This is a genomic window from Paenibacillus solanacearum, assembly GCF_910593845.1.
GTDB lineage: Bacteria > Bacillota > Bacilli > Paenibacillales > NBRC-103111 > Paenibacillus_G > Paenibacillus_G solanacearum.
Genome location: NZ_CAJVAS010000037.1, coordinates 12,957 through 29,929 on the forward strand (window position 1 = coordinate 12,957; position 16,973 = coordinate 29,929).

Sequence of the window (16,973 nt, forward strand, 5' to 3'; positions counted from 1 at the left end):
ATTCATTTACCCAATCTGTAGCTTCCTTTTTAAAATTTAATGAGGCCGCTGAATTAATTCCATGGCGGCCTCATTACGCTATAATTCCCCGTTGGATAATTTCCTTTAAACCTTGATTTTCTTTCTTACCAATTGGCGTACTAAATGTAATGAAGGATATCCCGATTTAAACTATAAATCCTTGTAATAGATTTTGGTCATATCCCCCATCACCATGGGTGCTGTTTCCATGAATGTCCATCCTGTATTTTCATAGTATTCGTTATCATTTGTAGAGATAAGATATAATTTAGTAAAACCTAACTTTTGAACCACTTTGATGATGTGATTTTGTAATAAAATATCTATTCCTTGATCCTGCATATCTTTTTTAACAAATAAATTCGTCATCCACGGGAACAAATCTTGTCTGCAACGCAAATCATTTGTCCAGATTGCTATCGTACCGACCAATCTGTCACCAGAAAGCGCGATATACGTCAAAGGAACTCGATCGTGTTGAGCAGTATGAATAGTGGTGTACTTCATATTTTCTTTCGATTGGTATTTTCCCCATTTGTGCCAAAACCATTCACTTACTTCATCTACATACTCCATCCGATCTGCCAAATTAACGATTTGAATATCCATACTTTTCATCAACCTCCATAATTTTTCGACTTCACCACATTAGACACGCGAAAGCCACAGAAAGCCACTTATCAGAAAAAAAAAAAAAAATGAATTGTGGCTTTTTCCTCTCGCCAGGTGTCTAATATATGGAAGGAGGTAATAAATGGACCCTCGAGAACGTTTTGAAGATGTTATTGCACTATATTATGACAGAATCAAGAGATATCTTTCACTTAAGATAGATGCTCAAAGCGCTGAAGATTTAACCCAATTAACATTTATAAAAGCATATGAAAACTATCACGCTTTTAATAGCGAATCGACATTATTTACTTGGTTATTCAAAATAGCAAATAATAATCTAAAAAATGAATATCGGAGAAAGCATCGAAATCATAAATCTATTGTTGAGATCGAACAGCATCATACCTTTGTTAGTTTTGAATTTACAGAAAATGTTGAACTGCGAATCGATATTTCAATGGCATTAGCAAGCTTAAATGAGTTAGATCGTGAAATTATATCTTTACACTATGACGGTGGCTTTAAGCTATTCGAAATATCTGAAATGGTTGGTTTGAGTTTAAGCGCTGTTAAAAATCGCTTATATCGTGCTTTAAAGAAATTAAACCAACAATTCCATTATGATGTCGAAGTTAATACCGCACCGTCCGCTGCTGCTTTCATTCATCTAATAAGCGCCGAACATTCTGCCGGCAGCGATTCTGCACATAAACAAGTGTATCAAAACATTATCGACCATATGAGCCTCAAAGTTGGGCAAATATTTAACTTAGTGAAGTTTAAGCCTTCAAAAAAGATTACCATCGAAATTTATGAAAACCTCCAAGCCTTTCACCTGGCTGTTAATGAACCAAATGCTCCGAATTGGTTCATGGGCGTTGTCGAGGGAAACACGATTAAAATCACATCCCCTCTCCAACCTGGTCCAGAACACACGTATGAATCGATTCTAAAATCAGTTGTTCATCTGTTCACTATATGCTTAGTCAAAGAGATAAACCCTGCTACTCCTAAATGGATATATCAAGGACTAGGTGGTTATCAAGCACAATTAATGACTGAGCGATACATTAATAAGTCTATCGTTCAGCTAGTGAAGCAAGGCCTGATCCCTAGCTTAGAGGATTTAAGTGATAATAGCTGGGAATTCGAAACAAAGAAGGGGTTTCAATTCTCCTATACGCTCGTTGAATTTGTATTAAAGCAGTATGGATCAACCTTCTTAAATAAACTAATTAGAAGTCCATCTGACTTTGAGAACATCTTTGGTTGCACAGCATCTGACTTTTGTCACAAATGGAAAGAATCGTTGGCTGATAGATTTAGGGAATAGAAGGACATTTTACGTAAAACCCCTCAGTAATCGAAGCTCAGCATCAAAAATACAGCGCCGGCTAGGACTTTTAATTCTCGTCCATGGCTGACGCTGTTTTCCATCTAAACACTCTGGATCTCTCGTCGATTCCAAAGCCATCGTGGATCCAAGACCTAACACTGTACATAAGAGCCATCTTTTATTCCAAACCGCTCAGGGGAATCTTGATTCTCATTCATACACTGGATCCGCTGCTTCTGTGTGGTTCAGTCTCCACCACCGCAACGGCCCGAACCGGGGACCCGTCGCCACTGACGATGCGCAGAGGAAATCCGTAAAACATAAAGTCGGCACCGACGGGAAGACGTTCCAAACCTTGCAACCCCGTATAGGTCACAATCCCGATCCCCAACAACGCCCGCTCCAGTTCTTCGGATAGTTCACCGCCGACGAACGGTGGCCGCAGCGCAGCGAATCGGTCGAAGCATTCCAGCCCGGCGGATTCGAAGAAAAACAACCCCCGGCCTTCCGGCCAAGCCGAGTCCTTGATCCGCACTACGCGCGATGCTCCGAAAAATCGCTCCAACGGCAGCTCATCCAATGTCGCGGCGCCGGGGTGCATATGTGAGGGCGCATCCACGTGCGTTCCGGTATGGCTACCCATCGAGAGCTGCCGCAGTTCCCAAGAGTGACTCTCGTATGTATGCGCTACCTTGACTTTTACCTCCGGATCGCCTGGATAGACGGGCATGCCATCCGCAATCGGCATCGACAAATCGATCACTTTCATTCAGGCGTCTCCTTTCGTGTATGCTTGCTTATTAGCAAGCAAGTGAAGTTATAAGTGTGCTAACCCGTTTTCTAGTGTTAATTCCCATTGACCGTTAGCGTATTCAACTTTATGCATGCCGGTGTTCGAAGCTGGGAACGCTTTGTTTTTATTGGTCCACTCCAGCCCCTTTAATAGATGATACACGATGTTGATGACCCCGCCATGAGTAACAATCATCACATTTTCAAGATGATTCTTGCTTATTTGCTCCTCGGATAACCGCTTGAGCGTTTCTTGAATTCGCGAGTAGAACTCCAGTGGACTCTCACCGCCTGGATACCTCTCGTCCATCCGTAAACTCGAAAAGTATAGCCCCGGGAATCGCTCGTTGACGATCTCATTGGGCATGCCGGCGATAACTCCATTATTCATTTCTCTCCAATGGCCGCTGCTTTCAACCGGGAGCTTCAGAAATCCAGCAATCTCATTGGCTGTATCCAATGCCCGTTGCAAGTCGCTGCTTACGATACGATGGATTGGAAAACCGCTTTGATTTTCCTTGAGGTAAGCACCCAGCTTTTCAGATTGCCGGTAGCCTTCAACGACGAGTCCTCGTTGACTCCAGCCGCCGCGAAATCCTTCCTCGTCCGTGCCATGCCTTATCAAATAGATTGCCATGATGCCCTCCTTAGTTTTTATGGAAGAGGTTTGTCCCAATCTTCTGAATCGGAACACTGCAAATGATCAGTATTGCCGCGAGAACGTCCGTAACGGTTAGTTTTTCACCTAGCAATATAACGATAAAAACAAGTGTGATAAACGGGGTGAAGAACGTAAAGCTTGTAATGAACGTTGCTGAAATAAAACTTTACAGTTTATTTTACAGGAGCAGGCCGCCGCGTCTCAAGCCGCTTCGAAAGCTGCCATTAATTTATTCGGACAAAAGCACGGTTTAAACCTGTTTTGGTAAGAATATGTATAAGAGGAAGCCAATCCGCGGAGAAGAGGATGCACATGAGGGAAATTACCTTTAAAGCCATTGCGATTACGAATGAAATCGATCTGAACAAAATCGCTATCAATTGTGGCATTCCCAAAAAATACACATGGGAGCAGCCGCTCATCCTGAGAGGGGATATTCTTCGGTCGATTCTCCATAAGGATGTGAACGAGGCGCAGCAGGTGCTTGTTTTTTCCTTTGGCAGCCTTGTATTCATCAATCATTCCAACTTTCATGAAATTACCGGCTTTCTAAAATATTTGCAAACGTTCGAGCCGGAGATCGACCTTCAGCAAATCGAAAGCTACACGGATGACTACCGCCTCCAGATCGGCGACACCGATACGTTCGAATTGACGGACGAATATGTAGTGGTCCCGACCTATGAAGATTACTATCCAGATCTCATATCGACGGTGCTCGCCAAATCGGTAGCGCTTGAGAAGATTGAGGAGCAGCTTGGGAAAATTCAGGACAGCCTCGAAACGATGATCGACCGATTAGAGAAAGGAAAGCTTCGGGTCGGCAACAAGGAACTGGCGAAGACGACCGCCAAAATCGTACGCCATGAGTACAATACGCTAGCGTACATCATGATTCTGGACAAACCGGATATTACGTGGACGCATAGCGCGGCAAGCGAATTTTACGACAAAATGATGGAGTTCTTCGAATTAAACGATCGATACAAAGTATTGAAGAGCAAGACGGACATCCTGTATCACATCATGGATGGCTTCAGCAATATAAGCCACTCCATCCGCGGATTGTTCGTGGAGTGGGTTATCGTGATTCTGATTGTCGTGGAGGTGATTTTGACGCTTATCGATTTTGCGGTTCGGTTTGCTTAGACCATGGTCGCCACTATGGTGAAGGTGCCGTTTACAGAGACAGGAGCAGGTCGCCGCGGCGCCTGCTCCTATTAACCGTGGCTGCGAATAAAAAAAGCCCGCCCGAATGCAGCACTCGGCGAGCGGATGGTATAGAGCGATTACTGGGCGGCAGCTTGCTCCTTGATATATTGGTTCAGTTTCTCCTGCGCGTTCCGCAAGGCCGTATTGACATCGATGCCTTTCAAGATCATGTCGTTGCCCGCTTCTACAATTAAGCTTCTGCCTTTTAGATCATATTTCGTATGTTCATGTATTCCCGGCTGAAGCGTGAAGAACGCATTCGTATTTTTCCCCTTCAGAAACTCCAGGTCCGCGCCGAACTCTTTCTTCATTTCTTCGGTTTTCTTCAGAACCGGTATTCTTCCGCTCTTATTGATGATCTTCTGCACCTCTTCACCGGCGACATGAGAGATCACTTGGAAAGCTTGGTCTTTATGCTTGCTGGTCGCGGTGACAAACATATTATGCGTTTCGGCCTGCCACGCATAGCCCTTGCCCTTCTCAAATGTGGGGAGCGTCACCATGTCCCAATGAAGATCCTGACCGCTCTTTACCAGTTTATCGATTTCACCGATGACATCTGTACCCCAATAACCAGCCATAGCAACCTTTTGGTCTTTCACAAACACGGTGTGCGAGTTGCTTGAAAGCTTGCCATCCACCACATACCCCGGAATGTCATACATCATTTTATGCAGATTCAGCACCTTGGCCCAGCTATCCGTTGTAAGCACGGCTTCGTTGGTCTGTTTCTTCACGTAAGGCAAGGTTAGCCCCATGGCAAAGCGGTCCGCCCCGCCTGCGTAAAGACCCAAATACTGAACGCCTCCGTCATTGCGTGTCAGCTTGCGCGCCAAATCGATCGTCTCTTCCCATGTCATGCCTTCCTTCGGATAAGCAACACCGAATCGTTCAAATATGTCTTTGTTATAGAAGAGAGCAGGGATGTTCATTCGAAATGGCAGCGCCACCATTTCTCCTTTTTCTCCAAACTTCTTGATGGATTCAATCGTGACCGGCTCATATTTGGACAAGTCCAGTGCGAATTTTTTGATATACGGATTGAGATCCTCGATGATTTGCAAATCCTGCAGTGCAGGAACCCCAGGCAATCCGGCGATTAAAATATCGGGCACATCCCCCGAGGTGATCATATCCTGTAATTTGCCGCTAACCATTTCCAATGTAATATGCGGATATTTCTTTTTCATCGGCTCAACAAAATTAGCCTCAAAATCTTCTTGCGCGAAAAAGCCTTGGGCAACATATAACTTTAAAGTAACGGGTTCCGTACTGACCTGGGATAGTTCCGTGCTTTTTCCGCCGGACTGACTTGGATTACTTTGATTTTGACAGCCGATATTGAGGAGCAGCGCTAAGACTGCGGCCGTAAGTGCTAACTTCCTTTTCAATGAGATCCCTCCATGTTCATTGTATCGATTCGGTATCAACGCTACATGACACAGTGCTGGTAAAATACGCGGCGTTAAGCCGAGTATCGATTGCGGGCATCCATTATGTTCGAAAACGAATGTCATTCTTACCTACTTCAGGCTTGAACTTCAGTTGGTAAATTATGAAGCGGTTTCAAATACGGAAAACGTTTGCATAAATGCCAGTCGGATCACCTGCCCCCCGCTGTTCTTCATCTTCTGCCGGGTTCTCGGTTGAAATTAGCCCCTCATAAGCTGCGTGTGAGGATACTCCTGCCTCATCGATGCTTGAGCCATATCCGCACTCCTTTTCTTATGTTTAATAAAAAAATTATCTTTATTCTATGATGGTTAATATAATAGAACCCTCATTCCTTTTTGTCAACGAAAAGTTGATTAGTTAACATTTAGGTTATATAATGGGATGGATTAGGAGCGTGCTGTATGAACATAGACGTGACCACGAGAAATATGAACGTGCTGGAATGCTTCTCTTCCGAAACGCGCGTTCGGATCATTGAATTATTAAATGAGAAGCCTTATAACATTGGCGAGCTCGCTGAGGCATTAGGCTTGTCCTCAGCGATCATTACGAAGCATATCCAGAAGCTGGAGGAAGCCGGGATTGTATCCACGGAGAATACGGTAGGAAAACGAGGCACGCAGAAGCGGTGCTCCTTGAATGTGGATAAGCTGACGTTAGTACTCCGAACAGCCGAAGAAGAAAAGCCGGGGAGCCAAAGCGGATTCGCGGTCGACCTTCCGGTTGGACAGTACATCCGGCATGAGGTTCACCCCACTTGCGGCTTGGCGTCCTCCTACAAGCGCATCGGCATGATGGACGATCCGCGTTATTTCGACGATCCCGAGCGTATGACGGCAGAGCACCTCTGGTTTGCAAGCGGTTTTGTCGAATATCGGATTCCGAATTATTTGGTGGGGAAAGAAGCCGCGTCCAGCTTAAGCGTTTCTTTGGAGATTTGTTCGGAGGCGCCTTTTTATAACGACAATTGGCCGTCGGATATAACCTTTTCCATCAATCACATCGATGTTGCTACTTGGACCTGCCCGGGGGATTTTGGCAGCAAGCGCGGAAAATACACGCCCGAGTGGTGGGTGGATACACAGTACGGACTTCTTAAGGTCCTCTCCATTACCGATGAAGGTACGTTTATCGATGGAGTCAGATTTTCCGACATTCGCATTCATCAACTGAACGTTCAAGCAGGGCAGGAGCTGCTCTTTCGGATCTCGTCTCCCGAATCCGCTGCGAATTGCGGTGGTGTCAGCCTCTTCGGCAAAAACTTCGGCAACTATCCGCAGGACATACGGGTAACGATTACGGTGTAGAAGGAACCAACGCGAAACAACCTAAGACCCTATGTACGGGTTTTAGGTTGTTTTCATTCGCGGGAGGCCCAGGTGATCATTCATGCTAAAGGAAGCCGTAACTCATCCTAAGGATAAAATTGCTTTTGTTCTTTGCTTCCCCGGATATGCACATACGCAAGCAATATTTTTCTAATGGCGTCGATCTTCACAGGCTTGCTGACATAATCGTCCATTCCCGCCGCCAAGTATTTCTCCCGATCGCCCTTTAACGCGTTCGCGGTAACAGCCACAATACGGGGGCACTTCCCGGTCGTCAGCTTCTCTTTAATCGTTCGCGCTGCATCCACGCCATTCACGATAGGCATGTTGATATCCATAAAGATGACATCGTATGTTTCTTTAAGTGCAGCTTCAATCACTTCTTGGCCGTTTGCAGCTACGGAAATGTTGTGACCCATCGTTTCAAGCAGTTTCTTCAACACCAGCGTGTTGATCGCATTGTCCTCAGCAATTAATATGTTCAGTCGATCGACTCCATTGGAAATCGAATGCTGGGGATGGTCGAAGTCGGCGGCCGTCTTTTCATTTAGCGGAATGGTGAAGCAAAAGGTCGAGCCGTTCATGCCATCGCTTTCGGCATGGATTTCCCCGCCCATCAATTCCAAGAGCTTTCTGCATATCGAAAGCCCCAGACCGGTCCCTTCATGTTTACGCGTCATAAAGCTGTCGATCTGAGCGAACGGTTCAAAGATTTCTTCGAGCCGCTCCGTAGGGATTCCAATGCCCGTATCCGTAACCGCGAAGGCCAATCGCGCCCGGTCCCCCTCGACTTTCTTGACTGCCACCGATACATTCCCGCGAGATGTAAACTTGACCGCATTGCTCAGCAGATTTAAGAGCACCTGCTTGAGCCGATCCCCATCCCCATAAATGTAATCGGGCACGTTGTGACTGATGGCATACGATAATTCCAGCCCTTTTTCATCGGCCTTGGCGGAAACGACAGACAGGCTGTCCTTGATGCACAAACGCAAATCGAACGTTTCTTCTTGCAGCTCCGTTCTTCCCGCCTCAATTTTTGAAAGATCGAGGATGTCATTGATAATACCAAGCAAGGTTTCTCCACTTTTACGAATGATCTCTACATATTCTTTGTGCTCCTCTTCAAGATCGGCCTCCAGAAGAAGGTCGGTCATGCCGATGACACCGTTCATGGGCGTTCGAATTTCATGACTCATCATGGCAAGGAATTCGCTCTTGGCTTTATTCGTAGCTTCGGCCATTTCCTTGGCCAGCACCAGTCTTTTCTGCTCGGAGATGTCCTTGCAAATCAGATAAAAACCGATATTTTTTTCGTTTACAAAGATCGGCGCAATACTGGTGAGCACTTCGATGATATCGCCGTCTTTGGTGACAACCGTGTCGATTCCCTCTTCTATCGCGCTATCGTGAAGCGCGTCTTTCAAAATCCGCTCCACATTGGGCTTCCCGATCAGGTTGGCAAGCTCCATGCCTTTAAGTTCTTCCTCAATGCGGTAGCCGGTCAGCTGCTCCGCCATCGTATTGGCGTGGATGATTTTTCCTTGCAAATCGAAAGAAACAACGGCGTCATGATTATATTTTTTGAGCGACGTGTACCGTTCAACCGTTTCTTGCAGCCGCTGCTCCGATTCCTTCTGAGCCGAAATATCGTTGATCTGTGCGATGTAATACAGCGGCTGCCCCTCATCATTGCGGAACAACCGGACGGAAACAAACGCCCACATCGTCTCGCCGTTCTTTCTGATATACCGCTTCTCTAACTGCACTTCGCTTGTATTGTTTTCCATCATCTGCTTCAGGTCATTGATCGTTTTGACTTTATCTTCCGGATGTGAAAAAAAGCCGAATCGTCTGCCGTCAAACTCTTCCTTGGTATAACCGAAGATCCGCTCTATTGCAGGGTTAACGGTTAGAATTAAACCGTCCGGAGCGATGAGAGCAATGCCAAAGCAGGCGTATTCAAAAACCTGCGCGTTGAAGGCGTTGGGATCCAAGTTAACGCGATGCATGAAGAACACCTCCAGCCTATAAATTCCTATGGTTGAACGATCCGTTGAACGCTATGTATTGTCGTGTTTTATTATACCATAGGCCGTGGTCAAATCAGGAAGATTGATTTATTACGGCTGCTCGAGTTCACATCACCAATCCATCGATTGCCTGAACGGTCAATCGTTTCCGCCCAAGAAAAAGGACGCCCCCTCGCTCTCGCTTGGGTTGCGTCCTCCTCGCCATATTTCATTTCCAGTTATTTTCTCACGACAATGGAAGTCAGCTCTGCTGCTGCCATCTTCGCCGGTTACTCCTGCTGCGCGCCGTCCTCGCCTTCCCGGGCGATCGCCGAGCGATACATATCGCGGATGACCCGGTACGCTTGCTTGGGCTTCCGGTATTCGTTCACAATCCCCTTGTTGTTAAAGCCCCTTGCCCGGTCCCGGAATCGGGGCGTATCGCTGCGAATATCGGCGAACTGCCAGATGTACGTGCCCGCGATCTTCGGATCGGCGCGGAAGGAGGCCAAAGCTTTGGCGTGAATTTTCGCCTGATAATCCTCGCTGAACATCCGGTCCTCTTCCCAGCCGACATCACCGAATATACCTGCGCCGCCGAACTCCGTCATCAGCACCGGCTTGTCCCCTGCGCCCACCGATGCCGCATAGGCATGGAATTTGGGCAGAAACGCATCGAATTCCTCGACCTTGCCGTTATACCAGCCGTAATACACATTCAGTCCGATGACATCCAGCAGCCCGAGGGTCAGATCGGTCAGCGGGCGGTGCGTTGCGCAGGTGACCAGACGAGAAGTGTCTTTGCTCCGCACCAGATCGACATACGTTTTCGTAATCTCGTAGCCTTCCCGGGTGTTCGTATCGATCTCGTTATGAACGGACCAGAACACGACGCACGGATGATGCAGGTCGCGATCGATCAGCTCCTCGATCATCCGGTAGCCCCGCCCGATCACGACGGGATCGGCCAATACGTCCTTCGGAAAGCCCCACATCGGGATCTCGCTCCAATATACGATCCCCCGTTCGTCGAGCAGGTCGAGCCAGTAGGGACTCATCGGATAATGAGAGCCGCGGATCGTGTTGCAGCCCAGATGCTCGATGATGTCGATGTCCTTCTTCATCAGCTTCGGAGGGAACGCGAAGCCCCATTCGGGATGCTCCTCATGCCGGTTCACGCCCTGCAAATATACCGGCTGCCCGTTAATGCAGATTCTCCCGCCTTCGGTTCCGATCGACCGGAATCCAATGCGGTCGGAACGGTCGTCCTCCCCCGTAGAAGCGGTAATCGTATAAAGCTCGGCTTGCCCGACTTGCCATAACCGCACCCCGTCCCAGAGCTGGTTGATGTTGATCTCAGCGACGCTCCCGCCGGGCAGCGCCACGGTTTCGTTATGAAACGGCCGATCGTCGGCCATCAGGCAGAGCGGCACTTCGCGGGGCTCCTTCGCCAAGCTGCTCAGCCTTACCGAGCACTGCACTTCCGCCTGCCTTCCTTGCAGCCGGTACGTCACGGTCAGCCGCTCTATATAAACATCCGGCAGCGTCTGCAGCTCCACCGGCCGAATGATGCCGCCGTAATGAAACCAGTCGACCCGATCCAGCGGGATCGTCTGGCGCGTATGCGTATTATCGCAGCGAACGATCAGCTCATGCAGCCCGGCTTCCCGGTCGGCAAGTACGTATTCGAACGGCGTAAAACCGCCGTAATGGTCTCCGAGCCGCTCTCCGTCCAAATACACCTCCGCATAACCGAGCACCGCATGGAAGATGAGACGAATATGCTGCTGTTCATTCAAATAAAACGTCGTTCTGTACCAGGCCGGACCTTCGTAATCGTAGCGTCCGATATCGTTGTTCCAGCATCCGGGAACATATATCTTGTCCTCCGTGGCCGGAAACCGCTTATACCATTCCTGCCGGATTCCTTGATCGTCCGGGTCCGCCGCAAATGCCCATTGTCCGTCAAGCCAGCGAACGGATCGGATCCGATGCTCGTCAAAAGCGCGTATCATGAGCTGTCCTCCTTGGATGATGACGTATCATATGCCGTGCCGCAGAACGTTTCGCAGGTCCATCACATACAGCCCCCGCCGTCCCTCATGAACCGAGTCGAACGAGATGCGGGTACCGTTCCGGTCCCAGCGCGGATGCAGATCGCAGCGGATATCGCCGTCGATGCCGGGGGGCGAATGGAACGAACCGAGCGTGACGCCCTTTCTTTTCTCCAGATCGTATACATACAGATGACGCATGTGCCTCTTGTCCGGATAACTGTCATACAGCATCATCTTCCGGTCCGGAGAATAGCTGCAATGCCCGTCGCGCAAGAAGAACCCCGGGTCAATCGCTTCGCCTTCGTATGTTTTGTCCTTGAATAAGTACAGCTGGTCCCCCGCATCGCCGACTTCGGCCCCTCTCGAATGAAACGCGATATGCCGCGCATCCCGCCAGCAATAATGCGAGGCGTACGAATAATCGGACAGCAGAAACAAGTCCGAGCCGTCCGGGTTCACGGTCATGACCGCCGTCTTCCACCCGCGCCCCTCCTCCGTGAAATTGCGCACGAGGAAAACGAGCCGGGAGCCGTCCGTATTGAACGTGATGTGATTGATCAGCAGCTTCTGATCCTCCCCGTGAAAAAAAGCTTGGGTCGCTTCCCAGATACGCTGCATCGACAGCACCAGGCGGCTCAATCCCGTCTGTAAATCGACGAGAAAGATGCCGTCTTCCTCCGAATGGGGGTCTTTGAAAAAACGGTCTTTTGTTCCGGCATATCCGTAGCCAGGGCGAAAATCAAACAAGCGGTCGAAATTCACGCTGACAGCGTACAGGCCCGCAGGGTCCACATTCGCAACCGGCCGCTCCAGCTGCCGGACCGCTCCTGTCCGGATCTGGTGCACGCAAGCTCTGTAATCTTCGCCGTCGCGGACATTATAGATCACGACATCCTCCGCCAGCTTCGGATGCCACTGCAGCATGCTGCCCTGCTGGAAATTCCATGCCGTCGTCTCGGCGATAGGATGAAACGTCCGGTCGGCGACGTCGATCAAACCAAGCACCGCGGTATCGCCCGCACGGGGCAAACGATCTACAAAATCGACCTTATGGCATAAATGAAACCGGCCGCTTTGACTCCAGCCCGGCGTGTCGTAATAGCCGAAGAAATAATGGGCATCGTCGGGCGTCACACGTTCCAGCGTCGTGAGCCCATGAATGGCAGCGTTCATTCCCGGATTACCTCCTTCACAAGTAAATGGCAGCGCCGCGTTCTATCCGCAGCTTCGCTTATTATAGCCGGGGATCCACCGGGCAGCCATGCATAATCGGCCCATCCATTTGTATAATCGAACCATTCTCTGTCAATGTCCGGTAATGCCGCTACTCCAGCATTTGCTTCTTGAACGCCGTCGGGCTCATGCGCATCTTGCGTTTGAAGAAATGGGAGAAATGCGATAAGTCATAAAACCCTAGCTGCTCGGATATTTCCGATAGCGACAGCGAGGAATCGGACAGCAGATTGCAGGCATGATGAATACGGATGCGATTGTACAATTCGATCACGCCGCAGCCGAACTCCTGATACGTCAGCCGCTCCAGATGCGACTGGCTCATGTTCATATGCTGGCATAAGTCTTTCAGCATCGTCTTCTCGCGTAAATTTCGGCGCAAGTAGTCGAGCAGCTTGTTTCTAAAGTGAATCTCCTTGCGCGAGAAAGCGCTCTCCATACAGTTCAACAGGATCGAGTCCAGGTAGCTGCCGACCCGCAGCTTGGAAATTGCGGTCATCTCGCTGCACGTTTGCTGAATGGCCGGCAGCATGTCGAGAATATCGAATTTGTTCATGACCACGATCTCTTTCAAATGCGTATCCAGAAACGAAGTAATGCCCCTCTCGTCTGCCTTGTGCTGAAAGTTAATGCCGAACTGATGGTACCCGTCCTTGGTCGCCAGCGCATGCGCGTGAAAGGGAGGGATCAAGCAAAAATGCCCAGGCCGAAGCGTGTACGAGTGATCGCCGCTTTCCAGAGAAAGAACGCCGTCGGTGACCAGAATCATCTGGTACCACGGATGATCGTGCAGCCCCATGGTCCACCCTTTCGTTCTGTAAAAAAAGTTGATTTCCCTGTACGGCGCCGGCAACCCGATAACCAGCTGTCCAATATCGTTGGGCATACCCGCTCCTCCCTTCCGCCGTTTCGTTATGAGAAGAGTGTACAAATCTTGAAGCAGAATGTAAATGTACTCCCGCGATTTCGCAAAGTATACTGTAAGCGAATAAGAACATAACAATGCCTTGAGAGCGAAGCCGATGAGGCGGGAGCGGAATGGGCGAGAAGGTCCGAGGCGGCAGCCATCGTTAGGAAGCGGCAACGATCGCTTAGAAGGGACGACTACGTAACGGACAAAGCGAAGCGACCGGGCCAGACCGCCGCCTTCACCGCGCTTTGACAAAGCGTTATGAAACCGCTTTCTTAATGCGATGTTGAGCACCTGCTCCTTGAGCCGCTTTACGACCGAAGGTTCGTCCCATGGATCAGCCGCTGCCTGCCGTTTCGCTCCATCCCAAATTATAGCCAAGGGGGAATACACATGGAAAACAAGCGCATGAAGAAAACAGTGTGCGTACTGTCTATCGCCGGTATGCTGTCAGGCTGCAGCAGTACGGGGAATCAGCTTCCAGAGAATAAGCCGCAGGAACCGTCAACCGAGCCGGTCACGATCCGGATTGCCAACTCCGGAAGCGCCAGTCACAGCGATGAGGAATTCAACAAGCTGTTCGTCGAGCCGGTCCGGCGCAAATATCCGCATATTACGCTGGAGCTCGTCAAATACGGCAGCAAGGAAGCGATCAAAAGTCCAGCCGACTGGATCGCCTCCGGCAGCATTCCGGACCTGATCGTGCACTCCAACGGCTCGATGGGCGAGCTGTTCGCCTATGATTTGATGACGGATATTACGCCGCTGGTCAAGCAAACGGGAACCGATCTGAGCCGGTTCGATCCGGTCGTGCTCGACGCGGTGAAGATCGCCTCCGACGACGGCGCGCTGGTCGGATTGCCGTTTACCCAGCAGTTCAGCGCCTTGTATTACAATAAAAATATATTCGACCGCTTCGGCATCGCATACCCGAAGGACGGCATGACATGGGAGGAGACGGTCGCGCTGTCGCGCTCGCTGGCCCGCACCGTGGACGGAGTCAGCTACATGGGACTTCATCCGGAACGGTTGATTCGTCCCGCCTATCCGTTATCGCTGACGCTCGTCAACCCGCGGACGAACCGCTCTCAGGTCGACAGCAGTGAGTGGCGGCGCGTCATTCAGCTGCAGCAGCAAATCGTCTCCATTCCCGGCAATTGGGACGGCAAGAGCAGCCGCAACGATTTCTGGACGAAGCAAAATGTCGCGATGCTCGGGTCCGTCAATATATTGTCCAACCTGCTTCAGGCCGGCGCGCAGGGCGGCTTCGAGCAGTGGGATGTCGCGCAATATCCAAGCTATTCAAATCAACCGAACGTATACGGCATGGTCGATGCCTGGGTCATAGTGATGACAAAGCCGAGCAAGCATAAGCTGCAGGCGATGCAGGTCATGAACGTGCTGACCTCGGATGAAGTTCAACTTCTGGCAGCCCGCCAGCTCGCCAAAATGTCAACGCTGGCAAACTCATCGTTCAATCAGCAGCTAGGTGCGGACGATCCTGTGTTGAAGCAGAAGCGAATCGCCAGCATCTTCAAGAGCAAGCCTGCGCCGGCTCCGAAATTCTCGATGTACGAAGCGAGCGCCCGGCCTTTCCTCGAGAACAATTTCCCCAAGGTCGTAAGCGGCGCGATCGACTCGAATACGCTGCTGCGTGACGCGGAGGAGCAAATCAACCAAATGCTGGACCAGCAAAAGAAATAACATGAGGTCGGCCACCGGATAGACCTTAAATAACCCCGTCATGTTGCGACGGGGTTAGAATTCACTAAGCATGGGGTTATTCTAACGATAATGGCGGCTCATGCGAAGACAAGCTGGCTGCTGCTTTCCGTTGTCTATTTTTGATAAAGGTAACGACGATGACACCTATGATAAGAAGCAGTGCAATGGAACATATCATTATATTCGTGATGTTTGGCACTTTCGCCTGGAGGATAACTTCGCCCTTAGTTCCGGGAATGAGGTCCCATTGATAAGTCTGTTGATCCGGAAGGACCCGAGAGGCATTCTGCATATCGGCTTTAACAGGCAGTGATAGGGTTAGCTTTAAATCAATCTGCTTCAGCATCATTTGTTGTATGCCCATTGTATCTTTGTCATCCGGCTTCATATCTGTCAGATCGACCGAACCATTATAACGGTATGTAGTGAAAAAGAAACCCTTATCTTGGCTGAAGTTCATCATTTCCGAAGAATTGCTTTTTTGATTTTGGTTAAGAATGTTTTGACTGGGCAGAGCGTTACCTATTTCTTCTGAATTATTCAAATGTTTCTTGGCCGCTACTCCTATATAATCGCCATCCCGGTATTGCGAAACAGAAAATCCTTGTTTTTCAAAATTTGTTTTTAATTCTGAAATAGGGTCGTTCTGACCGTTACCAGACATGAGACCTATCAGTTGAGCTTGCATGCCAAGTTTGTAATCCAGATCCGCTGAGCCGTCTTTATTAACCGTTACATGGAAATCCCCTTTTACGCATCCAGTTAATAAGATAAAAATACTTAAAGAAGCTATTAATGAAATCCAGCGTAGCTTACCAGGTATCAACATCATTTCCCCCTATATACAAATAAAATACCTGTGACATTATAACATTAAAAACCTTATTTCGTTGATAAAGAATTAATTAGATTTATGTTACCCGTTAAAAAGGGACTCTAGGACCTCTCTACTTCGTGAAGCATGGCCAATGACGAGCTTCAGATTTTGTTGTGGCCATCGCAATCAACCAAATGCTGGACCAGCAAAAGAAATAACATGAGGCCGGCTACCGGAATGCTGCGCAAAGGTTTTACGTCACAGATGGCCGATTGAAAAAAGCAAGCGGGTATATCCTCCCGCCGATAAGGTTTTCCGTTATTCGCCGGATCACGGCTTCCCCGCGAAGATTATACTTGTTCAGGAGCAGCAGCTCGGAAGCCGGGACCCACTTGTATTCGCTCATCTCATAGTCATGGAGCCGCCGGGATTCTGGCGCAATTTCTGCGGTAAAATGAAATAAAAGCACCTGCGCGTTACCCGTAGCAGCGAACGGATAGACGCCGGTTGTGCCCGTAAGATTGATTTCGTATCCGGTTTCCTCCCTAACTTCTCTGCATGCAGCATCCGTAATATCTTCACCCCGTTCCACTCTTCCGCCGGGAAAATTCCATTGATTTGCGACGGGCGCCTTGGTTTCTTTAATAATCAGCATCTTGCCGTACTGAATAATCGACACGCTAGCGACTACAATGTATCCGTGTTGCATCATTTCCTTCTCCCTCTCCCGTTCCGCTCGCATCTATCCGAAGCTTACTGCGTTGCACTTTAAGTTATATACTAACGCAAACTGCCCGGA

General features: G+C 49.1%; 15 protein-coding genes. 4 read left to right on the forward strand and 11 right to left on the reverse strand.

Annotation, left to right across the window (positions count from 1 at the left end):
• Window positions 1-171: 171 nt before the first annotated feature.
• Window positions 172-630, reverse strand: coding sequence for a GNAT family N-acetyltransferase (locus KXG62_RS26420; RefSeq protein WP_218095033.1), 459 nt, complete (start codon window positions 628-630; stop codon window positions 172-174).
• A gap of 145 nt (window positions 631-775) precedes the next feature.
• On the opposite strand from KXG62_RS26420, the gene KXG62_RS26425 reads away from it, so the two are divergent.
• Window positions 776-1,969: an RNA polymerase sigma factor gene (locus tag KXG62_RS26425; protein ID WP_218095034.1), complete on the forward strand. Its 1,194-nt coding sequence runs from the start codon at window positions 776-778 to the stop codon at window positions 1,967-1,969.
• A gap of 217 nt (window positions 1,970-2,186) precedes the next feature.
• Here the strand turns inward: KXG62_RS26425 and KXG62_RS26430 are convergent, their stop codons facing one another.
• From KXG62_RS26430 to KXG62_RS26440, 3 genes are read right to left on the reverse strand one after another with little or no spacing between them, the layout of a single operon-like run.
• A complete protein-coding gene (locus KXG62_RS26430) occupies window positions 2,187-2,741 on the reverse strand; it encodes a cyclase family protein (RefSeq protein WP_218095035.1) in 555 nt (184 codons plus the stop codon).
• 48 nt (window positions 2,742-2,789) lie between these two features.
• Window positions 2,790-3,401 (reverse strand): histidine phosphatase family protein, encoded by a 612-nt coding sequence (locus KXG62_RS26435; protein WP_218095036.1) that lies wholly within the window; start codon window positions 3,399-3,401, stop codon window positions 2,790-2,792.
• Between the two features lie 10 nt (window positions 3,402-3,411).
• Window positions 3,412-3,585 (reverse strand): EamA family transporter, encoded by a 174-nt coding sequence (locus KXG62_RS26440; RefSeq protein ID WP_218095077.1) that lies wholly within the window; start codon window positions 3,583-3,585, stop codon window positions 3,412-3,414.
• A 152-nt stretch (window positions 3,586-3,737) separates the two neighbouring features.
• Between KXG62_RS26440 and KXG62_RS26445 the strand changes: the two genes are divergently transcribed.
• Window positions 3,738-4,574 carry an RMD1 family protein gene (locus KXG62_RS26445; RefSeq protein WP_218095037.1) on the forward strand — a complete coding sequence of 279 codons (837 nt, stop codon included), beginning with the start codon at window positions 3,738-3,740 and terminating at the stop codon, window positions 4,572-4,574.
• Between the two features lie 140 nt (window positions 4,575-4,714).
• Here KXG62_RS26445 and KXG62_RS26450 read toward each other — a convergent pair whose 3' ends face one another.
• On the reverse strand, window positions 4,715-6,154 hold the full coding sequence (locus tag KXG62_RS26450) for an ABC transporter substrate-binding protein (protein ID WP_218095038.1): 1,440 nt from the start codon (window positions 6,152-6,154) through the stop codon (window positions 4,715-4,717).
• Window positions 6,155-6,493: 339 nt separating this feature from the next.
• On the opposite strand from KXG62_RS26450, the gene KXG62_RS26455 reads away from it, so the two are divergent.
• Window positions 6,494-7,399 carry an ArsR/SmtB family transcription factor gene (locus KXG62_RS26455; RefSeq protein ID WP_218095039.1) on the forward strand — a complete coding sequence of 302 codons (906 nt, stop codon included), beginning with the start codon at window positions 6,494-6,496 and terminating at the stop codon, window positions 7,397-7,399.
• 107 nt (window positions 7,400-7,506) lie between these two features.
• On the opposite strand, the gene KXG62_RS26460 is transcribed toward KXG62_RS26455, so the two are convergent.
• The 4 genes from KXG62_RS26460 to KXG62_RS26475 form a co-directional block, all read right to left on the reverse strand.
• Window positions 7,507-9,432 (reverse strand): PAS domain S-box protein, encoded by a 1,926-nt coding sequence (locus tag KXG62_RS26460; protein ID WP_218095040.1) that lies wholly within the window; start codon window positions 9,430-9,432, stop codon window positions 7,507-7,509.
• A 290-nt stretch (window positions 9,433-9,722) separates the two neighbouring features.
• Window positions 9,723-11,447, reverse strand: a complete 1,725-nt coding sequence (locus KXG62_RS26465) for a glycoside hydrolase family 2 protein (protein ID WP_218095041.1) — start codon at window positions 11,445-11,447, stop codon at window positions 9,723-9,725.
• Between the two features lie 27 nt (window positions 11,448-11,474).
• Window positions 11,475-12,662: a TolB family protein gene (locus KXG62_RS26470; RefSeq protein WP_218095042.1), complete on the reverse strand. Its 1,188-nt coding sequence runs from the start codon at window positions 12,660-12,662 to the stop codon at window positions 11,475-11,477.
• A gap of 151 nt (window positions 12,663-12,813) precedes the next feature.
• On the reverse strand, window positions 12,814-13,608 hold the full coding sequence (locus tag KXG62_RS26475) for a helix-turn-helix transcriptional regulator (RefSeq protein WP_218095043.1): 795 nt from the start codon (window positions 13,606-13,608) through the stop codon (window positions 12,814-12,816).
• Window positions 13,609-14,025: 417 nt separating this feature from the next.
• On the opposite strand from KXG62_RS26475, the gene KXG62_RS26480 reads away from it, so the two are divergent.
• The gene (locus tag KXG62_RS26480) at window positions 14,026-15,336 is read left to right on the forward strand and encodes an ABC transporter substrate-binding protein (protein ID WP_218095044.1); all 1,311 of its coding nucleotides are present in this window, start codon (window positions 14,026-14,028) and stop codon (window positions 15,334-15,336) included.
• 76 nt (window positions 15,337-15,412) lie between these two features.
• On the opposite strand, the gene KXG62_RS26485 is transcribed toward KXG62_RS26480, so the two are convergent.
• Window positions 15,413-16,189, reverse strand: coding sequence for an LppM family (lipo)protein (locus tag KXG62_RS26485; protein WP_218095045.1), 777 nt, complete (start codon window positions 16,187-16,189; stop codon window positions 15,413-15,415).
• 238 nt (window positions 16,190-16,427) lie between these two features.
• The gene (locus KXG62_RS26490) at window positions 16,428-16,886 is read right to left on the reverse strand and encodes an NUDIX hydrolase (protein ID WP_218095046.1); all 459 of its coding nucleotides are present in this window, start codon (window positions 16,884-16,886) and stop codon (window positions 16,428-16,430) included.
• Between the last annotated feature and the right edge of the window lie 87 nt (window positions 16,887-16,973).

What these genes read in the sequence shown, in the direction of transcription:
- KXG62_RS26420 (WP_218095033.1), bottom strand. Translation starts at nt 630, where the DNA reads ATGGATATTCAAATCGTTAATTTGGCAGATCGGATGGAGTATGTAGAT.
- KXG62_RS26425 (WP_218095034.1), top strand. Translation starts at nt 776, where the DNA reads ATGGACCCTCGAGAACGTTTTGAAGATGTTATTGCACTATATTATGAC.
- KXG62_RS26430 (WP_218095035.1), bottom strand. Translation starts at nt 2,741, where the DNA reads ATGAAAGTGATCGATTTGTCGATGCCGATTGCGGATGGCATGCCCGTC.
- KXG62_RS26435 (WP_218095036.1), bottom strand. Translation starts at nt 3,401, where the DNA reads ATGGCAATCTATTTGATAAGGCATGGCACGGACGAGGAAGGATTTCGC.
- KXG62_RS26445 (WP_218095037.1), top strand. Translation starts at nt 3,738, where the DNA reads ATGAGGGAAATTACCTTTAAAGCCATTGCGATTACGAATGAAATCGAT.
- KXG62_RS26450 (WP_218095038.1), bottom strand. Translation starts at nt 6,154, where the DNA reads ATGACATTCGTTTTCGAACATAATGGATGCCCGCAATCGATACTCGGC.
- KXG62_RS26455 (WP_218095039.1), top strand. Translation starts at nt 6,494, where the DNA reads ATGAACATAGACGTGACCACGAGAAATATGAACGTGCTGGAATGCTTC.
- KXG62_RS26460 (WP_218095040.1), bottom strand. Translation starts at nt 9,432, where the DNA reads ATGCATCGCGTTAACTTGGATCCCAACGCCTTCAACGCGCAGGTTTTT.
- KXG62_RS26465 (WP_218095041.1), bottom strand. Translation starts at nt 11,447, where the DNA reads ATGATACGCGCTTTTGACGAGCATCGGATCCGATCCGTTCGCTGGCTT.
- KXG62_RS26470 (WP_218095042.1), bottom strand. Translation starts at nt 12,662, where the DNA reads ATGAACGCTGCCATTCATGGGCTCACGACGCTGGAACGTGTGACGCCC.
- KXG62_RS26475 (WP_218095043.1), bottom strand. Translation starts at nt 13,608, where the DNA reads ATGCCCAACGATATTGGACAGCTGGTTATCGGGTTGCCGGCGCCGTAC.
- KXG62_RS26480 (WP_218095044.1), top strand. Translation starts at nt 14,026, where the DNA reads ATGGAAAACAAGCGCATGAAGAAAACAGTGTGCGTACTGTCTATCGCC.
- KXG62_RS26485 (WP_218095045.1), bottom strand. Translation starts at nt 16,189, where the DNA reads ATGATGTTGATACCTGGTAAGCTACGCTGGATTTCATTAATAGCTTCT.
- KXG62_RS26490 (WP_218095046.1), bottom strand. Translation starts at nt 16,886, where the DNA reads ATGATGCAACACGGATACATTGTAGTCGCTAGCGTGTCGATTATTCAG.